The sequence below is a fragment of the Stenotrophomonas sp. STEN225 genome, assembly GCF_056756445.1.
Genome location: NZ_JBRRBV010000021.1, coordinates 25,141 through 49,554 on the forward strand (window position 1 = coordinate 25,141; position 24,414 = coordinate 49,554).

Here is a 24,414-nt window from a genome sequence, read left to right on the forward strand (position 1 = left end):
CGCCGCCTGTCTGTATTGTGGGGACAAATGCGACCGGAATCGACTCCCGCCGCTCGGGGGCGGGGACGCGGGGCCGTCAGCCGTTCAGCGCGGGGCCGGAAAGGCTGGCCGGATCGGCGGCCGTGCCATTGGCGGCTTCCAGCGTGAACAGCGCATGCGGCAGGCGCTTGAACTGGCTGGCCAGCTCCATCAGGAAGTCGTTCATCGCCGAGCTGCGGCGCCAGACCATTGCAATACGGCGGCTGGGCCGGCCCTCACCGATGAAGTCGAGCAGGCGGATGTTGTTCGAGCGGGGGACGGGGGGCTGCACCGACAGGCTCGGCAGCAATGTGATGCCGACATCGGCGGCGACCATCTGCCGCAATGTTTCCAGGCTGGTGGCGCGGAACTCGGATTTCTCGTTGGCGCCGAACAGCCGGCACACTTCCAGCGCCTGGTCGCGCAGGCAATGGCCGTCTTCCAGCAGCAGCAGCTTCTGCGTGGCCAGTTCCTGCACATCCAGATGGGCGCGCTGGGCGAGCGGATGGCGACCGGAAACGGCCAACAGGAACGGCTCCTCGAACAGGAACTCGGCGTGCAGCTGATCGTCGATCACCGGCAGTGCCAGCAGCGCGGCATCGAGCTTGCCTTCGCGCAGGCGCTCCAGCAGCACATCGCTCTTCTCTTCGACCAGCAGCAGTTCCAGTTCCGGGAAACGTTCGCGGATGCGCGGGATCACATGCGGCAGCAGGTACGGGCCCAGGGTCGGGAAGATTCCCAGGCGCACCGTGCCGGCTTCCGGATCGCGGCTGCGCCGTGCCGCTTCCTTCAGCTGCTCCACCTCGGACACGATCACCCGCGCCCGTGCAGCGGCTTCCTGGCCGGCCGGCGTCAGCATCACCTTGCGGGGGGCCCGCTCGACCAGCGGCAGGCCCAGCTCTTCTTCCAGCTTGCGGATCTGGGTGGACAACGTGGGCTGGCTGACGAAGCACGACGCGGCAGCCCGACCGAAATGCTTGTGGTCGGCCAGGGCTACCAGGTACTTCAGATCGCGTAGATTCATCCTCACATCCCAGGGATAACGGACCGGCTGGCGGCGTGGTCACCCCGCAGCTGACAATGCTCCCGGCAACCCGGGAGCAGTGGATCAGGCAGCTTCGGCAACGGCCCCGCTGCTCTTGCTCACCGACGAGCGGATCAGGTGATCGAACGCGCTCAGTGCGGCGGTCGAGCCGGCGCCCATGGCGATGATGATCTGCTTGTAGGGTACCGTCGTGCAATCACCTGCGGCGAACACGCCGGGCACACTGGTCTGGCCACGGTCGTCGATGACGATCTCGCCGCGCGGCGACAGCGCCACGGTGTCCTTCAGCCACTCGGTGTTGGGCAGCAGGCCGATCTGCACGAAGATGCCTTCCAGCTCTACGCGGTGGGCGTCGCCACCGATGCGGTCCTTGTAGACCAGCCCGGTGACCCGGCTGCCATCGCCCAGCACTTCGGTGGTCTGGGCGCTGGTCAGCACGGTGACATTGCCGAGGCTGCGAAGCTTCTTCTGCAGCACTTCATCGGCGCGCAGGCTGGAATCGAATTCCAGCAGGGTTACATGCGACACGATGCCGGCCAGATCGATGGCAGCTTCAACGCCGGAGTTGCCACCACCGATCACCGCCACGCGCTTGCCCTTGAACAGCGGGCCATCGCAGTGCGGGCAGTAGGCCACACCCTTGTTGCGGTACTGCTCTTCGCCCGGCACATTCATCTGCCGCCAGCGCGCACCGGTGGACAGGATCACCGAACGCGACTTCAGCACCGCGCCGTTTTCCAGCTGCACCTGTACCAGCCCATCGTCGCCGGCCGGCACCAGCGCGGTGGCGCGCTGCAGATCCATGATGTCCACGTCGTACTCGCGCACATGCTGCTCCAGCGCGGTGGCGAGCTTCGGGCCTTCGGTCTCCTTGACCGAGATGAAGTTCTCGATGGCCATGGTGTCCAGTACCTGGCCGCCGAAGCGCTCGGCGGCGATGCCGGTGCGGATGCCCTTGCGCGCGGCGTAGATCGCTGCGGCCGCGCCAGCCGGGCCGCCGCCCACCACCAGCACGTCGAAGGCCTGCTTGGCGGCGATCTTCTCTGCGTCGCGCTTGCTGGCGTTGGTATCCAGCTTGGCCACGATCTGTTCGAGCGTCATCCGGCCCTGGTCGAAGACTTCACCGTTGAGATACACGGTCGGCACCGACATGATCTCGCGCTTCTCCACTTCCTCCTGGAACAGCGCGCCGTCGATGGCCACGTGCTGGATGCGCGGGTTGAGCACCGCGGCCAGGTTCAGCGCCTGCACCACGTCCGGGCAGTTCTGGCAGGACAGGGAGAAATAGGTCTCGAACCGGTACTCGCCTTCCAGGCTCTGCACCTGCTCGATCAGTTCGGCGGTGGCCTTGGACGGATGACCGCCCACCTGCAGCAGCGCCAGCACCAGCGAGGTGAATTCATGACCCATCGGCAGGCCGGCGAAGGTCAGGTGGATGTCCTGGCCGGGCGTGCCCAGGTCGAACGAAGGCACGCGGCCCTGGCCATCACGCAGCACCTGCAGCGAGATGCTGTCGGACAGGCTTTCCAGGGTCTGCAGCAGTTCCAGCATTTCCCGCGACTTGTCGCCGTCGTCGGCATGCGCGGTGATCTGGATGGGGCGGGTCACGCGCTCCAGATAGGTCTTCAGCTGCGACTGCAGGTTGGCGTCCAACATCGGGTCTTCTCCTGGATTCAGGCAAACAGGGGGCGTGGCACCGCTGTAGAAGGTAGCGGACCAGCAGGGGGTAGGGGTGAACCCAAGACAGCGACCGTGGAAGGGGCTGGCTGGCCGCGACGGGCCGGCGATGGCTGTCTTGGGTTCACCCCCACGCCGGCGATGCCGCCGGCATGGAGATGGGCCTGCCGTGGCGTGGGGCCACGGCGTGCCGGTGCTGCGTTAGATCTTGCCGACCAGGTCCAGCGACGGGGTCAGGGTCTTCTCGCCTTCCTTCCACTTCGCCGGGCACACCTGGTTCGGGTTGGCGGCGGTGAACTGGGCGGCCTTCAGCTTGCGCAGGGTCTCGGAGACGTCGCGGGCGATCTCGTTGGAGTGGATCTCCAGGGTCTTGATCACGCCTTCCGGATTGATGATGAAGGTGCCGCGCAGGGCCAGGCCCTCTTCCGGAATGTGCACGCCGAAGGCGTTGGTCAGCTGGTGGGTCGGGTCGCCGACCAGCGGGAACTGGGCCTTGCCGACGGCCGGCGAGGTTTCGTGCCACACCTTGTGCGAGAAGTGCGTGTCGGTGGTGACGATGTAGACCTCAGCGCCAGCCTTCTTGAACTCGGCGTAGTGGTCGGCGGCGTCTTCGATCTCGGTCGGGCAGTTGAAGGTGAATGCAGCCGGCATGAAGATCAGGACGGACCACTGGCCCTTCAGGCTGGCATCGGAAACCTTGATGAACTCGCCGTTGTGGTAGGCGTTGGCTTCAAACGGCTGGATCTGGGTATTGATGAGGGACATCATTTTTCCTCTGGGTGAAGGGAGTGGGTGAATCGACAGGAGCTAGGTTACCGGCTCAGTTGCGATAAGAACAATCCATTGATTGCATCTATTTGATAGATGGAGCCTATCAAATTGCCATGAGCCCGCACTGAACCTTGCGTCCCTCATCCTGCAACTGCCTGTGTGACAAGGAAAATCGCCAGGGACGCGTGAAGAGGGCTGATAGCCCCTCCTTATGCCCTCGGGCGAAACCTGAACGGATTCCAGCTTTTGTAGAGCCGAGCCCGCGCTCGACCGCGGATCTGTAGAGCCGAGCCCATGCACGGCGGGTCCAGAAGCAGGCGGGCCGGGGCACGGCTCTACCAAGGCGGAATGGCGTAGCCAACCCAACCCTCCCTGCGCCAGGTGGTGGCCGACGCCAGCGCCCGCCTGGGCGGCATCGACGCCCGCCACGAAGCCGAGCTGCTGCTGCTGCATGTGCTGGAGCGTCCACGCAGCTGGCTGTTCGCCCATGCGACCGATCCGCTGCCGGCAACGGCGCAGGCTGCCTTCGAGGCGCTGCTGGCGCGTCGCGCCGCCGGTGAGCCGGTGGCCTACCTGACCGGCCGGCGCGGGTTCTGGACGCTTGATCTGCGGGTCGATGCGGCGACCCTCATCCCGCGTCCGGAAACCGAACTGCTGGTGGAGCTGGCGCTGGAACGCCTGCCATCGGACCGCCCGCTGTCCGTGGCCGACCTCGGGACCGGCAGTGGTGCGATCGCCCTGGCCCTGGCCAGCGAGCGGCCGCTGGCACAGGTGCTGGCCACCGATGCCAGCCCCGGTGCACTGGCCATGGCTGCGCGCAATGCCGCCCACCATGAACTGCGCAACGTGCGTTTCGCTGAAGGTGGACAGGACTGGTACGCACCGCTGCAGGGCGCGCGCTTTGCACTGATTGCCAGCAATCCGCCCTACATCGCCAGCGAAGATCCGCATCTGCAGCAGGGCGACCTGAGGTTCGAGCCGGCCAGCGCGCTGGCGTCCGGCATCGACGGACTGGACGATATCCGCCGCATCGTTGCAGGCGCGCCCGAACACCTGCAGCCGGCGGGCTGGCTGCTGATCGAGCACGGCTGGGACCAGGGCGCGGCGATCCGCACGCTGTTCGATGCGGCCGGTTTCGCCGACGTGCAGACCCAGCAGGACCTTGAGCAGCGTGATCGGGTCACCCTCGGCCGGCGACCGGCCTAGAATGGGGGTTCTCCTGCCCCGGCAGGGCATCACCCTGGAGCTGCAAGCATGCGTACGCTGTACCCCGCCATCACCCCCTATGACGTCGGCACCCTGAAGGTCGACGACCGCCACACGCTGTACTTCGAGCAGTGCGGCAATCCGGATGGCAAGCCGGTGGTGATGCTGCACGGCGGTCCGGGCGGCGGTTGCAGCGACAAGATGCGCCAGTTCCATGACCCGGCGAAGTACCGCATCATCCTGTTCGACCAGCGCGGTGCCGGCCGTTCCACGCCGCATGCGGATCTGGTGGACAACACCACCTGGGACCTGGTGGCCGATACCGAGCGGCTGCGCGAGCATCTGAACGTCGACCGCTGGCAGGTGTTCGGTGGTAGCTGGGGGTCAACCCTGGCGCTGGCCTACGCCGAAACCCATCCGCAGCGCGTCACCGAACTGGTTCTGCGCGGCATCTTCATGCTCCGCCGCTGGGAGCTGGAGTGGTTCTACCAGGAAGGCGCCAACCGCCTGTTCCCCGATGCATGGGAGCACTATCTGAAGCCCATTCCGGTGGTTGAACGCCATGACCTGATCTCGGCGTTCCACCGTCGCCTGACCAGTGAAGACGAGGCGACCCGCCTGGAAGCAGCCAAGGCCTGGGCCGTGTGGGAGGGTGCGACCAGCTTCCTGCATGTGGATGACGACTTCATCAACAGCCACGAAGACCCGCATTTCGCGCTGGCCTTTGCCCGTATCGAGAACCACTACTTCGTCAATGGTGGCTTCTTCGAGGTGGAAGACCAGCTGCTGCGCGACGCGCACCGCATCGCCGACATCCCGGGCGTGATCGTGCATGGCCGCTACGACGTAGTGTGCCCGCTCGCCAATGCCTGGGACCTGACCAAGGTGTGGCCGAAGGCGAAGCTGGAAATCACCCCGGCATCGGGCCACTCCGCGTTCGAAGCGGAGAATGTCGACGCGCTGGTGCGCGCCACGGACAGCTTCGCGTAACCCGCCGGTAGCGCCGGGCCACGCCCGGCGGCATCGCGATCTGTTGCCGCGGTTTGACTCGCCGGGCATGGCCCGGTGCTACCAGTCCCCTGCAAGCAGCGCGTCGGCCAGCACCTGCAGCTTCGGCGAGTGCTGGCGCGAAGGTGGGTAGATCAAAGAGAGTTCGCGGCTGCGGCCTTCATACGGTTGCAGCACGCGCAGCAGACGGCCGTCGGCCAAGGCGTCGGCCACGGCGAAATCCATTACCTGCACGATGCCGATGCCGGCGATGGCGGCTTCCACCAATGGGTCGCCGCTGTCGAACACCATCCGCGTCGGTGGCGTGAACTCGCGCAGCTGGCCGTCCTGAAGGAACTGCCAGTCCACCAGGCGGCCACTGCGCAGGTTGCGCACGGCCAGGCAGGCATGCCCCGCCAGTGCGGCCACATCGGCCGGTGCACCGCGCCGGGCGAGGTAGTCCGGGCTGGCGACGGTCACCCAGCGCAGCGGTCGCAGGGGCCGGGCGACGATGCGCTGGTCGGCGATGGTGCCGGTACGCAGCGCGGCGTCGAACCCCTCTTCGACCAGGTCGACCAGGCGATCGCTGAGCACGGCTTCGACCTGCAGTTGTGAATGACGCTCCAGCAGCGGCGCCAGCAGGGGCACCAGCACCTTGCGGCCGAACATCGACGGCGCACTGATCTTCAGCGTGCCCGACGGCGTGCAGGGGCGATCGGCAAGCTGCCGTTCCGCGTCCTCCAGTCCGCACAGCAGTGGCGCGACCTGCTCCACAAACTGGCGCCCATCCGGGGTCAATGCCACGTTACGCGTGTTCCGCTGCAGCAGCTTCACGCCCAGGTCCACCTCGAGCCGGCTGATCGCGCGCGACAGCCCGGATTGGCTCAGGCCGAGCTGGCCGGCAGCGACGGTGAAGCTGCGTGCTTCGGCCACCTGCACCAGCATGCGCACCGCGTTGAGGTCCATCGATGATCCACTCATGCAGAAAATCATGACAGATATGGCGGGTGATGGGTTTATTGATTTCGCTGCATCAATGAGACTGCGCTCCCCCTTCAGTCCAGACCACCGATGCCTCCCCTCAAATACCCGCGCTGGGCACTGACCCTGCTGGCCACCGCCCAGCTGATCATCGCCCTGGATGCCACCATCATCTTTGTCGCGCTGCATGACATGGGCCGCGCGCTGCAGATCAACGCGCAGCAGCTGCAATGGGTGGTCAGTGCCTACACCGTGGCCTTCGGCGGCAGCCTGCTGCTGGGCGGGCGTGCCGCCGACCTGATCGGCCGCCGCCGCTTCTACCGCCTGGGCATGCTGTTGTTCGCGGTGGCATCGCTGCTCGGCGCGCTGGCGCCGAATGCGGGCCTGTTGATCATCGCGCGCGCAGCGCAGGGCATCGGTGCCGCGCTGCTGTTCCCGGCAACGCTGGCCCTGATCAACACGCTGTATGAAGAAGGCCCGGCCCGCAACCGCGCGCTGGCGATCTGGAGCATGGCCAGTGCAGTGGGTCTTGCCTTGGGTACGCTGCTCGGTGGCGTACTCACCCAGGCCTTCGGCTGGCCGGCCGTGCTGGCGGTGATCGTGCCGCTGGCCACCGCGTGCGCGCTTGCCGCCGGTGCGTGGCTGCCGCCCGATGCTTCGCGCCCGCAGGGCCGTTCGTTCGATCTGGCCGGCTGCATCACCGTGACCCTGGGTGGCAGCCTGCTGGTGACCACGCTGGTACAGGGCCCCGAATGGGGGTGGACGGCGCCCGTCACGCTGGGCTGCCTGGTGCTGTCGATACTGATCCTGTTCGCGTTCGTGCAGATCGAGCTGCGCAGCCGCGATCCACTGATGCAGTTCGCGCTGCTGCGCCTGCCGGGCCTTCGTGCCGCCCTCGGCCTGACCTTCGCTTTCATGAGCAGCTACGGTGTGCAGTACTACTTCATGGCGCTGTACTTCCAGGACGGCTACGGCTGGAGTCCGCTGCAGGCCGGCCTGGCATTCCTGCCGGCCACGGCGGTGTGCACCGTGGGCATCCAGCTTGCCGAGTGGACGCTGCAGCGCTGGAGCGCGCGCAGAGTGCTTGTGATCGGCAACCTGGCCGGTGCCGTCGGCATCGCCTGGGTGGCGGCGGCACTGCCGCATGCCTCGAATTTCTGGCCATTGCTGCCGGGCGTGGTGGTGTTGAGCATCGGCCAGGGCATGACCTGGACCGCGATGTGGATCGTGGCGGGTCAGGGCGTGCCGGCGGCGCAGCAGGGCGTGGCGTCGGGCATGGCGGCCACCGCACAGCAGATCGGCGGTGCGCTGGGCCTGGCGGTACTGGTGATGGTGGCCAACGCCGACGTGGCAGCTGCCGGCTCTCCGGATGCGCTGGCCGGCCTGGTGCGTGCGGAGTGCGGCGCCGCAGTGTTTGCACTGCTCGGCGTGGTCATCGCGCTGGCCCTGCGCCCGGCGCCGGTCGCCCCGGCGGTCCCCGCCTGCCTGGCCAACGACGCATGATCGACCTGCAGGATGACCCGGTAGCGCCGGGCCATCCCCGGCGAGGCGCAACGCGACGGTGAATCCTCCAGTGCCGCCGGGCATGGCCCGGCGCTACCGGGCCCGGATGGCGTTACACCGATGCCAGCAGCCGTGGCTGCAACGCGCTGAAGATCCGCGCCAGCCGCTCGGCCCACGCCTGCTGCCCGGCCGCGTCGGCGATCAGGTCCTGACGGATCTCCAGTTCCACGTGCACCAGGCCGCGCCCTTCGCCGTGCACCGGTACCGCGTAGTCGCTGGTACTGCTTACCGAATACGGTTCGTTGTCACCGACCACCAGATCGCCTTCGTCGCGCAGTGCCTGCAGCAGGGCGTGGGCAAAGCGCGTGTCCTGGTGGTAGAGCACGCCGGCATGCCATGGCCGCAGCGTGCCGTTCATGGAGGGAGTGAAGCTGTGCATCATCACCAGCAGGGTCGGGCGGTCGGCTTCGCGGCGCGCATCCAGTTCCGCTTCGATGCGGGCGTGATAGGGCGCGTGGATCGCGTCGATGCGCTGCTGACGTTGTGCGGCCGACAGGCCGGCGTTGCCCGGTACCACGGTGTGATCGCTTGCTTCCGGAATCAGGGTCGGCGATGCCAGCGGACGGTTGCAGTCGATCAGCAGGCGCGAATAGGTCTGCTCGATGGCCCAGGCATCCAGCCGTTCGGCCAATGCACGCGTGGTGCCGGCAATGCCGATGTCCCAGCCGATATGGCGGTCAAGTTCGCGCTGCGGCAGGCCGAGGCCGGCCAGTGCGCGCGGTACCTGCTGCCCGGCGTGATCGGCCAGCAGCAGGTACGGCGAAGCGCCCTGCGGCCGGTGGATGGTGTAGATCGCCGGGTCGTCAGCGCCCAGCAATGCCGGCAAGGTGTGCAGGTCGGCGTCAGCCACGCGGACGCCCGTCCAGGTGATGTTCGATCATCCACAGCCCGGCCCAGAGCTTGGCATCGAGCTCGTAGCCTTCGCCCATCTTCTGCACCAGCCACGCGGCAGCCTGCTTGAGCGGGACCTCGTGCACCGTGATGTCCTCGCTGTCATCGCCGCCGCCTTCGCCGATCCGGCGCAGGCCGGTGGCGCGCACGAAGGCGATCTTCTCGCTGCTGGCGCCTGAGGAGGTCGGGCCGATCATCAGCACTTCGGCGTGCTCGGCGGTCCAGCCGGTCTCTTCTTCCAGTTCGCGTACCGCCGAGACTTCGATCGACTCGCCGGCATGGATGTCACCGACCAGCCCGGCCGGCATCTCGATGGTCGATGCCTGCAGGGGCACGCGGAACTGCTCGACGAACAGCACCTTGTCCTCGGGGGTGACGGCGATGATGATCGCCGCCAGGCCACCGGCGTGGGTGCGTTCGCTGTATTCCCAGGTGCCGCGTACCAGCATGCGCTGGTACTTGCCTTCATAGACGACACGCGGGGCTTCGGTATTGCGCTGGCTCATGCGGGCTCGCCGGAATTGGAAAAGGAGGGAGTGGGAAGCGGGTCGGCCATGCCGGCGGCGTTGAACAGCCGGCGGCGGGTCATCGGGCCGAAGCGCAGGGTCTGGCACAGGCCGCCGAGCAGCTCCGGGTCGGCCGTCTGCCGCAGCAGGCCAGGCTGGCAGCCTTCCAGCGGCGCGTCCAGCGCGATGGTGGTCAGCTGTCGCCAGAGCAGGGCATGCTCGCGCTGCTCGCGCAGGCGCACTGCCATCTGCGCTGCGCCGCGCAGGCGCAGGAAGGGCACTTCGTCCAGGCGCTCGTACAGCACATCCAGGCTGCCGAAGTGGGCCAGCAGGACCGCCGCGGACTTGCTGCCGACGCCGCTGATGCCGGGGATGTTGTCCACTGCATCGCCGCACAGTGCCAGGTAGTCGGCGATCTGGTGCGCATGCACGCCATGCCGCGCTTTCACCCCGGCCACGCTCCAGCGCTGGTTGCGCGCATAGTCCCACTGCTCGTCGTGGTCCAGCAGCAGCTGCGACAGGTCCTTGTCGGCGGAAATGATGACACCGCGGTGGCTGCCGCGGTGCACATGCAGGGCGCTGCCGATCAGGTCGTCGGCCTCGTAGTCGTGATGGGCAAGCACGGCCAGACCGAGCGCCGCGCACAGTGCCTTGCAATGCACGAACTGGCGCTTCAGCGCCTCCGGAGCCGGATCGCGGTTGGCTTTGTACGCCGGATACAGGCGATGGCGGAAGCCGCTGTCCAGCGCCTCGTCAAAGGCGATGGCGATGTGCTGCGGACGCTCGCGTTCGAGCAGGTCCAGCAGGAAGCGCGCGAAGCCGTGCACGGCATTGGTCGGCCAGCCCTGCGCATCCTGGAACTGGTCGGGCAGCGAGTGCCAGGCACGGAACACGTAGATGCTGGCGTCGACCAGGTACAGCGCCGGCGCCGGTGCCGGCAAGGTCATGCCGGTGGCGTCCAGTCGCGCAGCAGGGCGGCTGGATCCGGACGCTCGCGCTCGGGCACGTCGGCGCGGGCGGTGCCGATATGGATGAAACCGGCGATGCGTTCGCCGTCGGCCAGCCCCAGATGGGCGTGTACGGCCGGGTCGAACGCCATCCACGCCGTCAGCCACTGGGCGCCGAAGCCCAGCGCCTGTGCGGCCTGCAGCAGGGCAAAGCAGACGCATCCAGCGGTCATCAGCTGCTCCTGCTCGGGCACCTTCGGGTCGGGGCGGGGGCTGGCCACCACCACGATCACCAGCGGCGCATGGCTGAAACGCTGGCGATCCTTCTCGAACACGGCCTCGCCGGCAGTGGGATCGCGCTGGCGGCTGCGCTCGGCCAGGAACGCGCCCAGAGTGTGACGCGCATCGCCGGCAATCTTCAGGAACCGGAACGGCACCCGCTTGCCGTGGTCGGGCACCCGCACCGCCGAGGTGAGCATACGCAGCAGGGTCTGCGGGTCCGGCCCGGGCTCGCCCAGCTGCCGCGAGGGCACCGAGCGGCGGGCATCGAGGGCAAGCAGGGCGGCGGGGTCGGGCATGGCGTCTGAACCGGTCATCACGGGCATTTGATTATAGTCGCGGTGGTCGATGACGCCGTGGCTGCGGCGTCTGTCCCCTCACTATCAAACTGTGATGAACATCATGCCACTGGCGGCAATCGGACGCCGGCTTCCTCTCGCCTCGCGGGCCTTGCACGGCTTACGATATCCCTCTTGCCGGGCCGTGGGTCACGAGGTTTGAAGTGAGGACTGTTTCACTGTCCGTGAGGGGCGGGCCGGCCTACCATCGACGTATCGGTACATGGGGTGTGCCGGTCGTCGCGATGTCCATGTTGTCTGTCGCACCAGAGAAGGTGGGGAGCCTTCCCGAATGATGAGCGCGCCCACACCGTTGGGAACGTCGGGTCGTGACCCGGCCCAGTTCCAGCTTGCCCGTGACGCCGTCCTGCCCGCGCTGTGCCAGGCCTTCGGGGCGGCACTGGCGCGCTTCGACGACGCCCTGTTCGACCGTGCCGGCAATGCCGGCGCCTCGCAGCTGCTGTTCCTTGATGCGATGCGCGAGCTGCGCCGGCGGCGCGAGGAGATAGCGGCGGCCTTTGCCGGCCATCTGCAACGCGCCTGGGCGGCTCTGGTTGCCGGAGAGCCACTGTCGGCGGATGCGACCCTGTCCGGCCCGGCCGAGGATGGCCTGAGCCTGCTGGCCGAGCACGTGCTCGAATCGCGACTGGCGGTGCGCAACTTCGCCACGGTGCTGCTGCGTGATTTCAAGCCGGTTCTGGCGCGGCTGGACCGCCGCCTGGGCTGGCTGGCCGGCGATGTGCCGCTGGATGCCGACCTGAACCCGATCAGCCCGGAACATCTGGGCGTGGCCATCCACGAGGCCTTCGCCGGCTGCGAACTGGCGCCGGAAGTCCACCTGGTGCTGATCAAGCTGTGCGAGCGCGACCTGCGCGCGCCGGTCGGCCGCATCTACGACAAGCTGGACGAGCAGCTCGCGGCGGCCGGCGTGATGTCGCAGATGGGCGCGGTGCGCCGCACCCCGGCGGCCCCGGGCCCGCGTTCACCGCAGGGGCTGGACGATCTGGTCGAACAGCGCCCGGTGCCGGGGTTCGACAGCGATTTCAGCGATGACGAGCAGGCCGCACCGGCGTGGGCGCAGCGCTTCGCCGCGCGCTGGTCCGAGCGCCGAGGCCACCTTCAGCAGGCCGGTGGGGACGGTCCCGGCGCCGCCGGCAGCGAGGCCTATGGCCAGCAGGGGATGTTGCTGGAAGCGCTGCAGGAACTGCTGCAGCAGACGCGCCACGTGCGTGAGGACGCAACATCGGCCGCGCAGGTGGCCGTGGGCCAGCAGCGCCCGTTGAGCCAGCGCGAGATGATGTCGGTGCTGTCGCTGCTGCAGGCGACCCCCAGCGCCACGCTGCGTGCGGCGATCGGTGAGGATGGTGAGTCGCTCGCGCAGCGCCTGAAGAGCGAGGTGTTGTCCAGCGCCACCCGGCTGGGCGTCGACCCGGGCCAGACCCGCCTGGATCCGCAGGACGAGGACGCGATCGACCTGGTCGGCATGCTGTTCGACGTCATGCTGGATGAACGCGAACTGGAGGGTCGCTCGCGCGAACTGATCGGCCGCCTGGTGGTGCCCTTCGTCAAGGTCGCCATGCTCGACCGCCGCATGTTTGTGCAGAAGACCCATCCGGCGCGCAAGCTGCTCAATTCGTTGGCCGAGGCCTGCGAAGGCAACACCGGCGAGAGCCAGGCCGAGCGCATGCTGATGGCCAAGGTGGAGGAGATCATCGAGCGCCTGGTCGCCGAGTTCAACGAGAACCTGGCCATCTTCCTCACCCTGGAAGAGGAGTTCCGCGACTTCCTGGTACAGCACCGTCGCCGCGTCGAGATTGCCGAGCGGCGCGCAGCGGAAACGCAGCGCGGCCAGGAAAAGCTGGAAATGGCCCGCACGCGCGCGGCCACCGAGCTGGATCGCCGCATCGGCGATGCCACCCTGCCACCGGCCATCGCCGAGTTCCTGCGCCAGCCGTGGCAGCACCACCTGACCCTGGCGCTGCTGCGCGAGGGCGAAGACGGTGCATCGGTCGCCGAAGCCCTGGCCCTGGGCGATGGCCTGCTGGAGGAAGTGGCCGAAGCGCGCCGGCAGATCATCGGCAAGCCCTGGCTGCAAGCCTGGCAGCCGGTGCTGGCCAAGGTGTTCGCCAGTGTCGGCGTACACGGCGATGCGGCAACCTCGGCCATCGATGCACTGCATGACACCCTGCAGGGCATCGCCGAGTCACGGCCGGAGCTGGAACGTGCGCTGCCGGAGCTGCCGCAGGTTGTCCTGCCCATGCCGCCGGTTGCGGACTCGCCGACGGTCGAACTGGGCAGCCAGGTGGATACCGACGATTTCGACAATGCCGATGCCGATCGCTTCCGCCGGATGGAGATCGGCAGTTGGCTCGACTTCGTCGACAAGGACGGCAAGGTGCAGGCCGGCAAGCTGTCCTGGGTGAGCCCGATTTCTTCCCGGCTGCTGTTCGTCAACCGGCGTGGCGTGCGCTTCTGCGTGGCTTCGCCGGAGGAACTGGCGGTGATGGTGCGGCTGGGCCGCCTGCGTGCGCATGTCGACGATGGCGCCTTTGACAGCGCCATGCAGGGCGTGATCGACCGCCTCGACCCGGGCAACGCCACCCTGCACTGAGCGGGAGCCGCCTGCTAGGATCGGGAAAACTCACCGATCAGCGGGGACCTGCATGGCCGTGGCGTTGCTGGGGATCAAGGAGACCGCGCCGGGCGAACGGCGCGTAGCGTTGACGCCGGAGACCGCGCGCAAGCTCGCCGCACTGGGCGTCACCGTCTGGTACGAAACCGGTGCGGGCGAGGCCGCCGGTTTTCCCGATGCCGCCTATCAGGACGCGGGCGCACGTGCATTCGATGACGGTCGCTGGGGCGAGATCGACATCCTTCTGTGCGTGCAGGCGCCGCCGGCGCAGGTGCTGGCCCGGCTCAAGCCGGGCGCAGCCGTGGTCGGCCTGCTGACGCCGGCCAGCGATCCGACACTGGCGGCGCTGGCCAGCGAGGACCGCCTGCTGCTGTTCCCGCTGCAGCTGTTGCCGCGCACCACCCGTGCGCAGGCGATGGATGTGCTCAGTTCGCAGGCCGGCATGGCGGGCTACAAGGCTGCGCTCATCGCAGCCGAGCGTGCACCGCGCTTCTTCCCGATGCTGACCACCGCGGCCGGTACCGTGCGTCCGGCCAAGGTGCTGGTGATCGGCGCCGGCGTTGCAGGATTGCAGGCGATCGCTACTGCGCGCCGCCTCGGCGCCCAAGTGGAAGGATTCGATGTGCGGCCGGAAACGCGCGAGCAGATCCAGTCGCTGGGCGCACGCTTCCTCGACCTGGGCATCAGCGCGGCCGGCGAGGGCGGCTACGCGCGGGCGCTGACCGAGGAAGAACGGGCCGAGCAGCAGCGGCGGCTGGCCGACCATCTGCGCAGCGTCGATGTAGTGATCTGTACCGCAGCCGTGCCGGGCCGTCCGGCACCGACCATCGTCACTGCGGCGATGGTGGAAGGCATGGCGGCGGGCAGTGTGATCGTCGATCTGGCGGCCGAGAGCGGCGGCAACTGCGCGCTGACCCAGCCGGGGCAGTGCATCGAACACCAGGGCGTGACCATCGATGGACCGCTGGGCCTGGCCAGCCGGGGTGCGACCCAGGCCAGCGAGATGTATGCGCGCAACCTGCTCAACTTCGTTGCCCTGTTCGTACGCGAAGGTCAGCTGAGCTTCGACTGGGAAGACGAACTGCTGGCAAAGACGCGCTGGCAGGCGTGAATGACATGGGGTCAGATCCCTTTGCCTCTGGCAAAGGGATCTGACCCTGCATCCCGAAGGCCTACCGCGGCTTTGCCGGTGGCGGGTTGTCCCGCACCCAGTCGCGACGCTCCTCCGGCGTCATCCGGGACCAGCGATCGCGCAGGGCGTCGCGCTGGGCAGGGGGCAGCTGGCGCATCTGCCCGAACAGTGCGCGTGCCTGTTCACGCTGTTCCGGGCTCATGTGCTCGAACCGGCGCAGGCCACGGCGGGCCTTGTCGCGCTCTTCCGGGCTCATGGACTGCCAGCGCTGGCCATGGGCCAGCATGCGCTGGCGCTGACCGGCATCGGCGCCGTTCCAGCGGTCGCGCAGCGGGGCCAGCACCGCCTCGCGCTGGGCGGGGCTGAGCTGATCCCAGGCAGGCAGTGGAGCACCGGGAGCGGGCGGCGCGGGCGCATGGGTCTGCGCCAGCACCGGTGCTGCAGGCAGCAGCGCCAGGGCGATCAGCAGGGGCAGGGAGAGATGTCGCAGCATGATTCACTCCATCGCCAGGTCGGTGTCGCCCAGCCACAGGTACAGATCGGGATTCTCGTCGTACAGCGCGCTGTTGTCTTCCACTGCGGCAACGGTCGGTACCGGCGCTGGCCGCGTCGGCACGTCCGGACCGGTGAACTGCACGCCGATCCCCAGCGCCACCACCAGCGAGCAGGCGCTGGCCAGCCACCAGCGCCAGCGCCCACGATGGGCTGCATGGGCGCCCTGGCGGGCCTGGCGCAGGCGCGACAGCGTTGCCGGCGACAGCGCCCGCAGAGAATGCGCATGCAGGCGCCGCAAGGCGTCATCGGAGGGCAGGGAGCGGTTCACGGGGGGTTCTCCAGATAATCCTGCAGCGCCTGCCGGGCGCGTGCGAGATGGGTCTTTACCGCGCCTTCGCTGCAGCCCATGGCGCGGGCGGTGGTGGCGCCGTCCAGATCCTGCAGCACGCGCAGGGTGAACGCTTCGCGCTGGCGGGCGGGCAGCGTACGCAGCGCCTGCACCAGCTGCTGGTACTGCTGGTGCTGCTCGTGCGCCTGCGCCGGGGTAGGGCCGGGGTCGGCCCAGTCGATGTCGGCACCGTCGGCATCCTGGTTGTCGCGCCAGAAGGGCAGGCGGAAGCGGCGTCGGCGCTGCAGGTCGATCACCCGCCGGCGCAGGATGCTCCAGAACAGGGGCGCCCATTCGCTGGCGGGCTTGTCGGCATAGTCCAGCATGCGCAGCAGGGCATCCTGCACGGCGTCCAGGGCATCCTCGCGCTGGCGCAGGCCGGCCTCGGCGAAGCGGAACGCGCGCGGGCCGATGCTCGCCAGGAACGCTTCCAGCGACGCCGGCAGGGCATCGGTGTCGGCGGTCGGGGGGACGGGGCTGCTCACCAGCACAGGGTACGGTTCCTTGCTCGGGGTCACCATCGACAACGCGTGAGCGCGGCCCCGGTTGACGAGGATGCGCGCCGGGTTCAGCCCATGGTTATGATGGGCCGACGAAGACAGAGCGGGAGCGTTGCCGATGAGTGACGGGTTCGTGGCGCTGTACATCTTCATGCTGGCCGCCATCGCCGGCCACGTGATCATTTCGCGGGTGCCGGTGATCCTGCACACCCCGCTGATGTCGGGTTCCAATTTCATCCACGGCATCGTGCTGATCGGGGCGATGGTGGTGCTCGGCCACGCACAGACGCCGCTGGAAAAGGCCTTGGGCTTCATCGCCGTGGTGCTCGGTGCCGGTAACGCCGCCGGCGGCTACGTGGTCACCGCGCGCATGCTGGAGATGTTCAGGCCGAGCGCGCCGCGGGCAGGCAAGGACGAACCGAAGGAGCCGCAGGCTTGAACATCAGCACCGTCGAACTGCTCGATTGGCTGGTCAAGGCCAGCTACCTGGTGGCCGCCACGCTCTTCCTGCTCGGCCTGCAGCGGATGGCCTCGCCGCTGACCGCGCGCAGCGGCATCCGCTGGGCCGGGCTGGGCATGCTGCTGGCCACCGCGGCCACCTTCTTCCTGCCCGAGCTGCACAACGTGCCGCTTATCCTGGTCGCGCTGCTGCTGGGTGCCGGCCTGGCCTGGTGGTCGGCCGGCAAGGTCGCGGTCACCGACATGCCGCAGATGGTGGCGCTGTACAACGGCATGGGCGGTGGTTCGGCGGCGGCGATCGGTGCGGTCGAACTGCTGCGCTACGCCTTCCTGGCCCATCGCGATACCACCCATTGGAGCGAACAGGCGCTGGCCGACCTTGCCGCGCGCCAGCCTTCCACCACCGTGCTGCTGCTGGCGGTGGTCGGCGCCGCGATCGGCGCGGTGTCGCTGTCCGGCTCCGTGATCGCCTGGGCCAAGCTGGATGGCCGCCTCGACAAGCGGGTCACCTGGCCAGGGCAGCAGGCGTTGAACCTGCTGGTGGCGCTGGCGGTGGTGGTGCTGGCCATCGTCGCGGCCAGCACGCTCAGCACCTGGGCGATCATCGCCTTCTTCGTGCTGGCACTGGCGCTGGGCGTGCTGATGACGCTGCCGATCGGTGGCGCCGACATGCCGGTGGTGATCTCGCTGTACAACGCATTCACCGGTCTGGCGGTGTCCTTCGAGGGCTACGTGCTGGGCAACGAGGCCTTGATCATCGCCGGCATGATGGTCGGCGCGGCGGGCATCCTGCTGACCCGCCTGATGGCCAAGGCGATGAACCGGCCGATCCGCAACGTGCTGTTCTCCAATTTCGGGGGTGGTGCAGGCGGAGAGGCACAGGCGATCACCGGCGCGCAGAAGCCGATCGAGGCGGCCGATGTGGCGGCAATGATGGCTTTCGCCGAGCGCGTGGTGATCGTGCCCGGTTACGGCATGGCCGTGGCCCAGGCCCAGCACAAGATCTGGGAACTGGCACAGCGGTTGGGGCAGCGCGGGGTCAAGGTGAAGTTCGCCATCCATCCGGTCGCCGGGCGCATGCCCGGGCACATGAACGTGCTGCTGGCCGAGGCCGGTGTGCCGTACGACCTGATCGCCGACATGGACGACATCAATCCCGAGTTCGCCAGTACCGATGTGGTGCTGGTGATCGGCGCCAACGACGTGGTCAATCCGGTCGCACGTACCGATCCGGCCAGTCCGATCTACGGCATGCCGGTGCTGGACGTGATCAACGCACGCAACGTGGTGGTGATCAAGCGCGGTCGCGGGACCGGCTTTGCCGGGATCGAGAATGCGCTGTTCTACGCCGACAACACGCGCATGCTGTACGGCGACGGCGCTGAGGCGGCAGCGTCGCTGGTCAGCGAGCTGAAGGCGCTCGACGGCGGGCATTGAGCCGTAGCGGCAGCGCCGGGCATGGCCCGGCGCCTGCTGCGAGGGCCGCTGCGCTCGCCGGGCATGGCCCGGCGCTACCCGAATCAGGTGCGATCAGCGCGCCAGCCAGGCGCCGACGGCCACGCCGATCGCCAGCCACAGCCATTCCATCGCGCCATTGGCCAGGTTGATCAGCGTCCAGGCCAGATGCGGGCCCATGCGCAGCGAGGCGTCCCAGGGGTTGAGCCCCATCGAGCCGCCCATCCAGGCGCTGGCGATCGCCCAGTTCGCCACCGCCGCCACCAGCAGCGTGCCGGCCACCACCAGGGCCACGCGAAGACGGCCGGGACCGAGTGTGCCCAGACGCAGCATGAACACCAGTTCCATGGCGGTCAGCACTGCCATCCAGCCGACCTGGCGGCCGGTCATCAGGGCCAGCAGCATCCAGGCGAGGGGAGCAACAACCAGGCCCAGCAGCAGCATGAAGGGCCAGAGCCAGGTCACGGTCCTGGCACGCGCGGCATTGGAGGACATCGAAGCTTCCTGAAAGTCACCCACAGGATACTGTGGTTTGCCGCGGTGCACCGGCGGGCGCAGGACGGCTGGGCTAGAATGCCGTCTTGCGTGGCCATGGCCACGGCCCCATATCGGTCCCCATGTATTCCCGTAGCAGCGAACCTGTCCACTTCGAACGCGATTGCGAGGCCGTGATGGTCCCGCAGGGCGACACCGTGACCCTGCCCGCCGGCAGCTATGGGTACATCACCCAGGCGCTGGGCGGCAGCTATTCGGTATTCGTCGAAGGCAACCTGTTCCGCATCGCCGGCAAGGATGGCGACGCCATCGGCAAGGAAGCACCCGCGCCGCTGGAACTGCCGGCCGACGCCACCGACGAACAGGTGGAGCAACTGGTATGGCAGCAGCTTCGCACCTGCTTCGATCCGGAAATTCCGGTGAACATCGTCGAACTGGGCCTCGTCTACGAGGTCGAGATCAAGCATCTGGACGAGGGCCAGCGCGAGATCGACGTGAAGATGACCCTGACCGCGCCCGCATGCGGGATGGGTGACATCCTGGTCGACGACGTGCGCAGCAAGCTGGAAATGATCCCGACGGTGGCCGAGGCCGACGTCGAGCTGGTGTTCGATCCGCCATGGAACCAGCACATGATGTCCGAGGCGGCCCGTCTCGAGACCGGCATGCTTTGACCCAGGGCCCGCAGTGACGCGGGCCCGGCACTACCCGCAACCAGAACAGGAATCCTCCGGTGTCCCAGTCCATCCCCAGCTTCGCCGTCACCCGTTCGGACCACCCGCGCAGCGCTGAAGAGCGCGCCACGATCCTGGAGAAGCCGGGTTTCGGCCTGCACTTCACCGACCACATGGTGGAAGTGCGGTGGGACAAGGACACCGGCTGGCACAACGCCAACGTGCGTGCCTATGGCCCGTTGCAGCTGGACCCGGCAGCGGCCGTGCTGCATTACGGCCAGGAGATCTTCGAGGGCATCAAGGCCTACCGCCACGCCGACGGCTCGATCTGGACCTTCCGTCCGGATGCCAACGGCCGTCGCCTGCAGCGCTCTGCACAGCGCCTGGCGCTGCCGGAACTGCCGGTGGAGATCTTCGTCGAGTCGCTGAAACAGCTGATCGCCGTGGACAGCGCCTGGGTGCCGTCGGCGGATGAGTCCAGCCTGTACTTCCGCCCGTTCATGATTGGCGACGAGGCCTTCCTCGGCGTGCGTGGCGCGCACAAGGCCGGCTATTACGTCATCGCCAGCCCGGCCGGTCCGTACTTCGCCAAGGGCGTGGCACCGGTGTCGATCTGGCTGTCCACCGAATATGCGCGTGCGGCCAAGGGCGGCACCGGCGCGGCCAAGTGCGGTGGCAATTACGCCGCCTCGCTGCTGCCGCAGCAGAAGGCCCAGGCGCAGGGCTGCTCGCAGGTGCTGTTCCTCGACCCGGTCGAGGGCAAGTACCTGGAGGAACTGGGCGGCATGAACGTCTTCCTGGTCTACAAGGACGGCACCCTGGTCACGCCGCAGCTGTCGGGCAGCATCCTGGAAGGCATCACCCGCGAGAGCATCCTGCAGCTGGCCCGCGACCGCGGCATGAAGGTCGAGGAGCGCAAGGTCAGCATCGACGAGTGGAAGGACGGCGTTGCATCCGGTGCGATCAGCGAGGTGTTCGCCTGCGGCACCGCTGCGGTGGTGACCCCGATCGGCCAGCTCAAGGGCGAAGGTTTCTCGGTGGGCGACCTCAACGCGCCGGCCGGCGAAGTGACCATGTCGCTGCGCAAGGAACTGACTGATATCCAGTACGGCCGCCTGCCGGACCGCCACAACTGGCTGGTCAGGCTGGGCTGATCCTCCCGCCAGTCGGTAGCGCCGGGCCCATGCCCGGCTGCGCTGTTCCCCGAAGGCCCGTCCCCGCGACGGGCCTTCGTCGTTTACGGGGGAGGCCGGCCGCCGATGTCGGCAAAGTCATCGGTGGACAGGACATCTGCCCAGTCAGGTTCGTGCGCGTGGCGCGAAAGTTCCTTCATCTTCACAAACCCTCGACCCGGAAAGTCTCAGATCGAACATTTCATGTTCCTGAAAAGACACTGAAAATATTGTGGTGTCCGGTTTAGGCCATTAGCGTCATCGGCACGGCGGATCGTAAGGGGGATCCGCTGGCTCGCCGGACTCCGGACCTCGCCAACGCAAGCCAGCCCATGGTTCGGGCCGGTGTTTCTGCCGATTCCGGCATTCACACCACTAGAAAGGGAAATACGATGTCCCAGGTAACGCAACCGCGTGTGCGTCGAGTGTGGGTGGTCCTTGGTGCTTCCGTTCTTTCATCGCTGCTGCTGGCCACGCCTGCGCTGGCCGGTGATGTCCAGCTCAGCGGGCTGCAGTCCGCGCCGACGCACCAGCGTTTCATCGTCAAGTATCGCGACGGCAGTGCGCCGGTGGCCAACACCACCGCCCTGGCATCGTCGCTGAAGACAGCGGCTGCGGGCCTTGCCAGCAGCCAGGGCCGCGCGCTGGGCCTGCAGCAGGTCCGCAAGCTGGCCGTCGGCCCGACCCTGGTCAGGACCGATCGTCCGCTGGACCAGGCCGAATCCGAACTGCTGATGCGCAAGCTCGCCGCCGACCCCAACGTCGAGTACGTGGAAGTCGACCAGATCATGCGCGCGACGCTGACGCCGAACGACACCCGCTTCAGCGAACAGTGGGGGTTCGGTACGTCCAACGCCTCGATCAACGTGCGCCCGGCCTGGGACAAGGCCACCGGCACCGGCGTGGTCGTCGCGGTGATCGACACCGGCATCACCAACCACCCCGATCTGAACGCCAACATCCTGCCCGGCTATGACTTCATCAGCGACGCGGCAATGGCACGCGACGGCGGTGGCCGCGACAGCAATCCCAACGACGAGGGTGACTGGTACGCCGCCAACGAATGTGGCGCAGGCTACCCGGCCTCCAACTCCAGCTGGCACGGCACCCACGTTGCCGGCACCGTGGCAGCGGTGACCAACAACAGCACCGGCGTGGCGGGTACTGCCTTCAATGCCAAGGTCGTGCCGGTGCGCGTGCTCGGCAAGTGCGGTGGCTACACCTCCGACATCGCCGACGCCATCGTGTGGGCCTCCGGCGGCAGTGTCAGCGGCGTGCCGGCCAATGCCAATCCGGCCGAGGTCATCAACCTCTCGCTGGGTGGTGGCGGCAGCTGCTCGACCACCTACCAGAACGCGATCAACGGCGCCGTCGGCCGTGGCACCACGGTGGTGGTGGCCGCAGGCAACAGCAACACCAACGTGTCTTCATCGGTACCGGCCAACTGCCCGAACGTGATCGCGGTGGCGGCCACCACGTCGGCGGGCGCACGTGCCAGCTTCTCCAACTACGGCACGGGCATCGACATCTCCGCGCCGGGCCAAGGGATCCTGTCCACTCTCAACACCGGCACCACCACGCCGGGCAGCGCCAGCTATGCCTCGTACAACGGCACCTCGATGGCAGCACCGCACGTGGCCGGCGTGGTCGCGCTGATGCAGTCGGTCGCACCGAGCCCGCTGAGCCCGGCCCAGGTGGAAAGCATCATCAAGAGCACCGCTCGGCCGCTGCCGGGTGCCTGTTCGGGTGGCTGTGGCGCCGGCATCATCGACGCCGATGCTGCAGTGGCGGCAGCGATCAATGGCGGTGGCAACCCGAACCCGGGCGGCACCGTGCTGCAGAACAACGTACCGGTGAGCGGACTGGGTGCCGCATCGGGCGCTTCGCTGAACTACACCGTCAATGTCCCGTCCGGCAGCAGCCAGCTGCGGGTGACGATCAGCGGCGGCAGCGGTGATGCCGACCTGTACCTGCGGCAGGGCAGCGCGCCGACCGATACCGCCTACACGTGCCGTCCGTACCTGAGCGGCAACAGCGAAACCTGCACGGTCAACAGCCCCGCTGCCGGTACCTGGTACGTACGGGTGAAGGCCTACAGCACCTTCTCGGGCGTGACCCTCAACGCCCAGTACTGAGCCCAAGACCCTCTCCTAGGGCACGCCCTGGCTTCGGCCGGGGCGTTTTCGCATGGGGCCGCGCGGTGGTGCGTGCCGCCGCGTCGTGGTGCGTGCCGACCTTGGTCGGCACTCCGTTCCTCAAACCGATTCGAAGCGGTTTGCGGCAACGTTCTTGCGCACGTGCTGCGGGTCGAAAATCCGCCCGTTCATCGCGATGTAGACGCCGGCCGGCAGCGACTGTACCGCGCCGATCGCGCAGCCGATGTTGAACTCCGCGTCCGAACCGCGGAAACGTGCCGGACTGAGCGCGCCGGTCATCACGATGGTCTTGTCCGCGATCGTCGCCAGCACCTTGCCGGTCTGCACCATCGAATCGGTGCCATGGGTCACCAGCACATGCCGGGTCGGCTGCGCCGCGATGGTGGCCCGGATCAGCTCGCGGTCCTCATCGTTGATGTGCAGCGAGTCCTTGCGCAGGATCGGAATCACGTTGAAGCGGAACGTCACCCCCAGCTCGCGCAGGATCATGCCGATCTGCGGATCGCCGATCTGGTAGTCCGACTTGTCGTCGAAGTAGATCTTGTCGATCGTGCCACCGGTGGTGACGACCAGGAGCTCTTCCATCATGTGCATGCGCGAAACCAGGACAGGTGCAGCGGCGCGGGGCCGGGAACGCAGATGATACGGCCCGGGAGGCGCAGCGTCAGCGTCGCCTGCCGAAGCGCGCACGCAGGCCCGGCAGGCTGGCGGCGAAGATCACGGTCAGTGCCAGGGCAATCTCGAGCAAGGCCAGCCAGCGCGTTTCCGGGTGGCTCCAGGCGCTCATCACGCCATGGCTGAACCAGCCCAGCGCCAGCACGGAGGCCCAGAACCCTGCCTTGCGCCAGCCCAGGCGCAGGGCGATGGCCAGTGCAAGCGGTGGGGCGGTGAACACCAGCTGGGTGGCCAGCCAGTGCTTGTCGTTGATGAACCAGCCTGCAAACAGCGCGGCCAGACCCATCAGGGCCAGCAGCAGAACCGTACGCGGCGCGGCGTTCATCGGGCCAGCCGCTGCGCGATATCGGCGACGCGACGGCCCAGCGCCCGCGCCAGCACCGCCTCATCATCGGTCGGCTGCGGGTCATCGGCCGCTCCCGCCACATGGCTGGCGCCGTAGGGCGTGCCGCCGCTGGTGGTGTGGCTCAAACCCGGTTCGGTGAACGGAATGCCGACGATCAGGCAGCCGTGATGCAGCAACGGCACCTGCATGGTCAGCAGGGTCGATTCCTGCCCGCCGTGCATTGATGCGGTCGAGGTGAACACGCCGGCGGGCTTGCCCGCAAGCGTGCCATTGACCCATTCAGCACCGAGTCCATCGAGGAAGTGCTTGACCGGCGCGGCCATGTTGCCGAACCGCGTCGGACTGCCCAGCAGCAGCCCCTGGCAGTCGGCCAGATCCTGCACGCTCACGTAGGGGGCGCCATCGTCGGGCACCGGCGGCTGTGCGGTCTGGGTCACGGCCGCCACCGGCGGCACCGTGCGCAGCCGCGCCACCATTCCCGGCACCTCGCCGATTCCCCGCGCGATCTGGCGCGCCAGCCGTGCCACCGAGCCACCGCGGCTGTAGTAAAGCACCAGGATCTCGCCCATCGTGCCCAGGTCTCCTCATCGTGTGGACGCCAGTATGGCTATCCTGCGTGCATTCCG

Annotated in this window: 25 protein-coding genes; 10 read left to right on the forward strand and 15 right to left on the reverse strand. The window is 67.8% G+C overall.

Annotated elements, in window-relative coordinates; genetic code table 11:
- Positions 1-76 precede the first annotated feature (76 nt).
- The 3 genes from ACVOJ1_RS17025 to ahpC form a co-directional block, all read right to left on the reverse strand.
- Positions 77-1,042 carry a LysR substrate-binding domain-containing protein gene (locus tag ACVOJ1_RS17025; protein WP_065175982.1) on the reverse strand — a complete coding sequence of 322 codons (966 nt, stop codon included), beginning with the start codon at positions 1,040-1,042 and terminating at the stop codon, positions 77-79.
- Positions 1,043-1,126: 84 nt separating this feature from the next.
- On the reverse strand, positions 1,127-2,719 hold the full coding sequence (gene ahpF / locus ACVOJ1_RS17030; protein ID WP_053519116.1) for an alkyl hydroperoxide reductase subunit F: 1,593 nt from the start codon (positions 2,717-2,719) through the stop codon (positions 1,127-1,129).
- Between the two features lie 222 nt (positions 2,720-2,941).
- Positions 2,942-3,505, reverse strand: a complete 564-nt coding sequence (gene ahpC, locus ACVOJ1_RS17035; protein ID WP_005408159.1) for an alkyl hydroperoxide reductase subunit C — start codon at positions 3,503-3,505, stop codon at positions 2,942-2,944.
- Between the two features lie 387 nt (positions 3,506-3,892).
- Here ahpC and prmC point away from each other — a divergent pair, with 387 nt between their 5' ends.
- Together prmC and pip are read left to right on the forward strand one after the other, a co-directional pair.
- A complete protein-coding gene (prmC, locus tag ACVOJ1_RS17040) occupies positions 3,893-4,717 on the forward strand; it encodes a peptide chain release factor N(5)-glutamine methyltransferase (RefSeq protein ID WP_481558717.1) in 825 nt (274 codons plus the stop codon).
- A 48-nt stretch (positions 4,718-4,765) separates the two neighbouring features.
- Positions 4,766-5,707 carry a prolyl aminopeptidase gene (gene pip, locus ACVOJ1_RS17045; RefSeq protein ID WP_346480690.1) on the forward strand — a complete coding sequence of 314 codons (942 nt, stop codon included), beginning with the start codon at positions 4,766-4,768 and terminating at the stop codon, positions 5,705-5,707.
- A gap of 78 nt (positions 5,708-5,785) precedes the next feature.
- On the opposite strand, the gene ACVOJ1_RS17050 is transcribed toward pip, so the two are convergent.
- A complete protein-coding gene (locus tag ACVOJ1_RS17050) occupies positions 5,786-6,670 on the reverse strand; it encodes a LysR family transcriptional regulator (protein ID WP_346480696.1) in 885 nt (294 codons plus the stop codon).
- A 105-nt stretch (positions 6,671-6,775) separates the two neighbouring features.
- On the opposite strand from ACVOJ1_RS17050, the gene ACVOJ1_RS17055 reads away from it, so the two are divergent.
- Complete coding sequence (locus tag ACVOJ1_RS17055; RefSeq protein WP_346480691.1) at positions 6,776-8,188, forward strand: MFS transporter; 1,413 nt, start codon at positions 6,776-6,778, stop codon at positions 8,186-8,188.
- 112 nt (positions 8,189-8,300) lie between these two features.
- On the opposite strand, the gene ACVOJ1_RS17060 is transcribed toward ACVOJ1_RS17055, so the two are convergent.
- Genes ACVOJ1_RS17060 through ACVOJ1_RS17075 form a run of 4 tightly spaced genes read right to left on the reverse strand, consistent with a single transcriptional unit; the run spans position 8,301 to position 11,170 of the window.
- Entirely contained in the window at positions 8,301-9,098 is a 798-nt protein-coding gene (locus ACVOJ1_RS17060) for an N-formylglutamate amidohydrolase (protein ID WP_346480692.1), read from the reverse strand.
- Complete coding sequence (locus ACVOJ1_RS17065) at positions 9,091-9,645, reverse strand: NUDIX hydrolase (RefSeq protein ID WP_053519128.1); 555 nt, start codon at positions 9,643-9,645, stop codon at positions 9,091-9,093. The genes ACVOJ1_RS17060 and ACVOJ1_RS17065 overlap by 8 nt, the downstream gene beginning before the upstream one ends.
- A complete protein-coding gene (locus ACVOJ1_RS17070) occupies positions 9,642-10,592 on the reverse strand; it encodes a 5'-3' exonuclease (protein ID WP_065175990.1) in 951 nt (316 codons plus the stop codon). Before ACVOJ1_RS17070 ends, ACVOJ1_RS17065 begins: the two co-directional genes overlap by 4 nt.
- A complete protein-coding gene (locus ACVOJ1_RS17075; protein ID WP_053519162.1) occupies positions 10,589-11,170 on the reverse strand; it encodes a nitroreductase family protein in 582 nt (193 codons plus the stop codon). Before ACVOJ1_RS17075 ends, ACVOJ1_RS17070 begins: the two co-directional genes overlap by 4 nt.
- A gap of 331 nt (positions 11,171-11,501) precedes the next feature.
- On the opposite strand from ACVOJ1_RS17075, the gene ACVOJ1_RS17080 reads away from it, so the two are divergent.
- On the forward strand, positions 11,502-13,820 hold the full coding sequence (locus ACVOJ1_RS17080; protein WP_053519132.1) for a DUF1631 domain-containing protein: 2,319 nt from the start codon (positions 11,502-11,504) through the stop codon (positions 13,818-13,820).
- A gap of 52 nt (positions 13,821-13,872) precedes the next feature.
- Complete coding sequence (locus tag ACVOJ1_RS17085; RefSeq protein WP_340044557.1) at positions 13,873-14,952, forward strand: NAD(P) transhydrogenase subunit alpha; 1,080 nt, start codon at positions 13,873-13,875, stop codon at positions 14,950-14,952.
- Between the two features lie 61 nt (positions 14,953-15,013).
- On the opposite strand, the gene ACVOJ1_RS17090 is transcribed toward ACVOJ1_RS17085, so the two are convergent.
- From ACVOJ1_RS17090 to ACVOJ1_RS17100, 3 genes are read right to left on the reverse strand one after another with little or no spacing between them, the layout of a single operon-like run.
- Entirely contained in the window at positions 15,014-15,466 is a 453-nt protein-coding gene (locus tag ACVOJ1_RS17090; protein ID WP_053519136.1) for a DUF3106 domain-containing protein, read from the reverse strand.
- 3 nt (positions 15,467-15,469) lie between these two features.
- Positions 15,470-15,796, reverse strand: coding sequence for a hypothetical protein (locus ACVOJ1_RS17095; RefSeq protein WP_193396237.1), 327 nt, complete (start codon positions 15,794-15,796; stop codon positions 15,470-15,472).
- Positions 15,793-16,377, reverse strand: coding sequence for an RNA polymerase sigma factor (locus ACVOJ1_RS17100; RefSeq protein WP_081279792.1), 585 nt, complete (start codon positions 16,375-16,377; stop codon positions 15,793-15,795). Before ACVOJ1_RS17100 ends, ACVOJ1_RS17095 begins: the two co-directional genes overlap by 4 nt.
- 97 nt (positions 16,378-16,474) lie before the next feature.
- Here ACVOJ1_RS17100 and ACVOJ1_RS17105 point away from each other — a divergent pair, with 97 nt between their 5' ends.
- Entirely contained in the window at positions 16,475-16,795 is a 321-nt protein-coding gene (locus ACVOJ1_RS17105) for an NAD(P) transhydrogenase subunit alpha part 2 (protein WP_053519142.1), read from the forward strand.
- Positions 16,792-18,252, forward strand: a complete 1,461-nt coding sequence (locus ACVOJ1_RS17110; protein ID WP_065182857.1) for an NAD(P)(+) transhydrogenase (Re/Si-specific) subunit beta — start codon at positions 16,792-16,794, stop codon at positions 18,250-18,252. The genes ACVOJ1_RS17105 and ACVOJ1_RS17110 overlap by 4 nt, the downstream gene beginning before the upstream one ends.
- 93 nt (positions 18,253-18,345) lie before the next feature.
- On the opposite strand, the gene ACVOJ1_RS17115 is transcribed toward ACVOJ1_RS17110, so the two are convergent.
- Positions 18,346-18,765 carry a hypothetical protein gene (locus tag ACVOJ1_RS17115; RefSeq protein WP_346480693.1) on the reverse strand — a complete coding sequence of 140 codons (420 nt, stop codon included), beginning with the start codon at positions 18,763-18,765 and terminating at the stop codon, positions 18,346-18,348.
- A 122-nt stretch (positions 18,766-18,887) separates the two neighbouring features.
- Between ACVOJ1_RS17115 and sufT the strand changes: the two genes are divergently transcribed.
- The 3 genes from sufT (at position 18,888) to ACVOJ1_RS17130 (ending at position 22,746) form a co-directional block, all read left to right on the forward strand.
- On the forward strand, positions 18,888-19,439 hold the full coding sequence (sufT, locus tag ACVOJ1_RS17120) for a putative Fe-S cluster assembly protein SufT (RefSeq protein WP_004144911.1): 552 nt from the start codon (positions 18,888-18,890) through the stop codon (positions 19,437-19,439).
- Positions 19,440-19,498: 59 nt separating this feature from the next.
- Positions 19,499-20,593, forward strand: a complete 1,095-nt coding sequence (locus ACVOJ1_RS17125; protein ID WP_053519148.1) for a branched-chain amino acid aminotransferase — start codon at positions 19,499-19,501, stop codon at positions 20,591-20,593.
- Positions 20,594-21,003: 410 nt separating this feature from the next.
- Positions 21,004-22,746 (forward strand): S8 family peptidase, encoded by a 1,743-nt coding sequence (locus tag ACVOJ1_RS17130; protein ID WP_053519150.1) that lies wholly within the window; start codon positions 21,004-21,006, stop codon positions 22,744-22,746.
- Between the two features lie 120 nt (positions 22,747-22,866).
- Here the strand turns inward: ACVOJ1_RS17130 and ACVOJ1_RS17135 are convergent, their stop codons facing one another.
- The 3 genes from ACVOJ1_RS17135 to wrbA all read right to left on the reverse strand — a co-directional run bounded on the left by ACVOJ1_RS17135 (position 22,867) and on the right by wrbA (position 24,357).
- Positions 22,867-23,352: an asparaginase domain-containing protein gene (locus ACVOJ1_RS17135; RefSeq protein ID WP_053519164.1), complete on the reverse strand. Its 486-nt coding sequence runs from the start codon at positions 23,350-23,352 to the stop codon at positions 22,867-22,869.
- A 79-nt stretch (positions 23,353-23,431) separates the two neighbouring features.
- Positions 23,432-23,767 (reverse strand): DUF2069 domain-containing protein, encoded by a 336-nt coding sequence (locus ACVOJ1_RS17140; RefSeq protein ID WP_065175995.1) that lies wholly within the window; start codon positions 23,765-23,767, stop codon positions 23,432-23,434.
- Positions 23,764-24,357 carry an NAD(P)H:quinone oxidoreductase gene (wrbA, locus tag ACVOJ1_RS17145; protein WP_053519154.1) on the reverse strand — a complete coding sequence of 198 codons (594 nt, stop codon included), beginning with the start codon at positions 24,355-24,357 and terminating at the stop codon, positions 23,764-23,766. The genes ACVOJ1_RS17140 and wrbA overlap by 4 nt, the downstream gene beginning before the upstream one ends.
- Between the last annotated feature and the right edge of the window lie 57 nt (positions 24,358-24,414).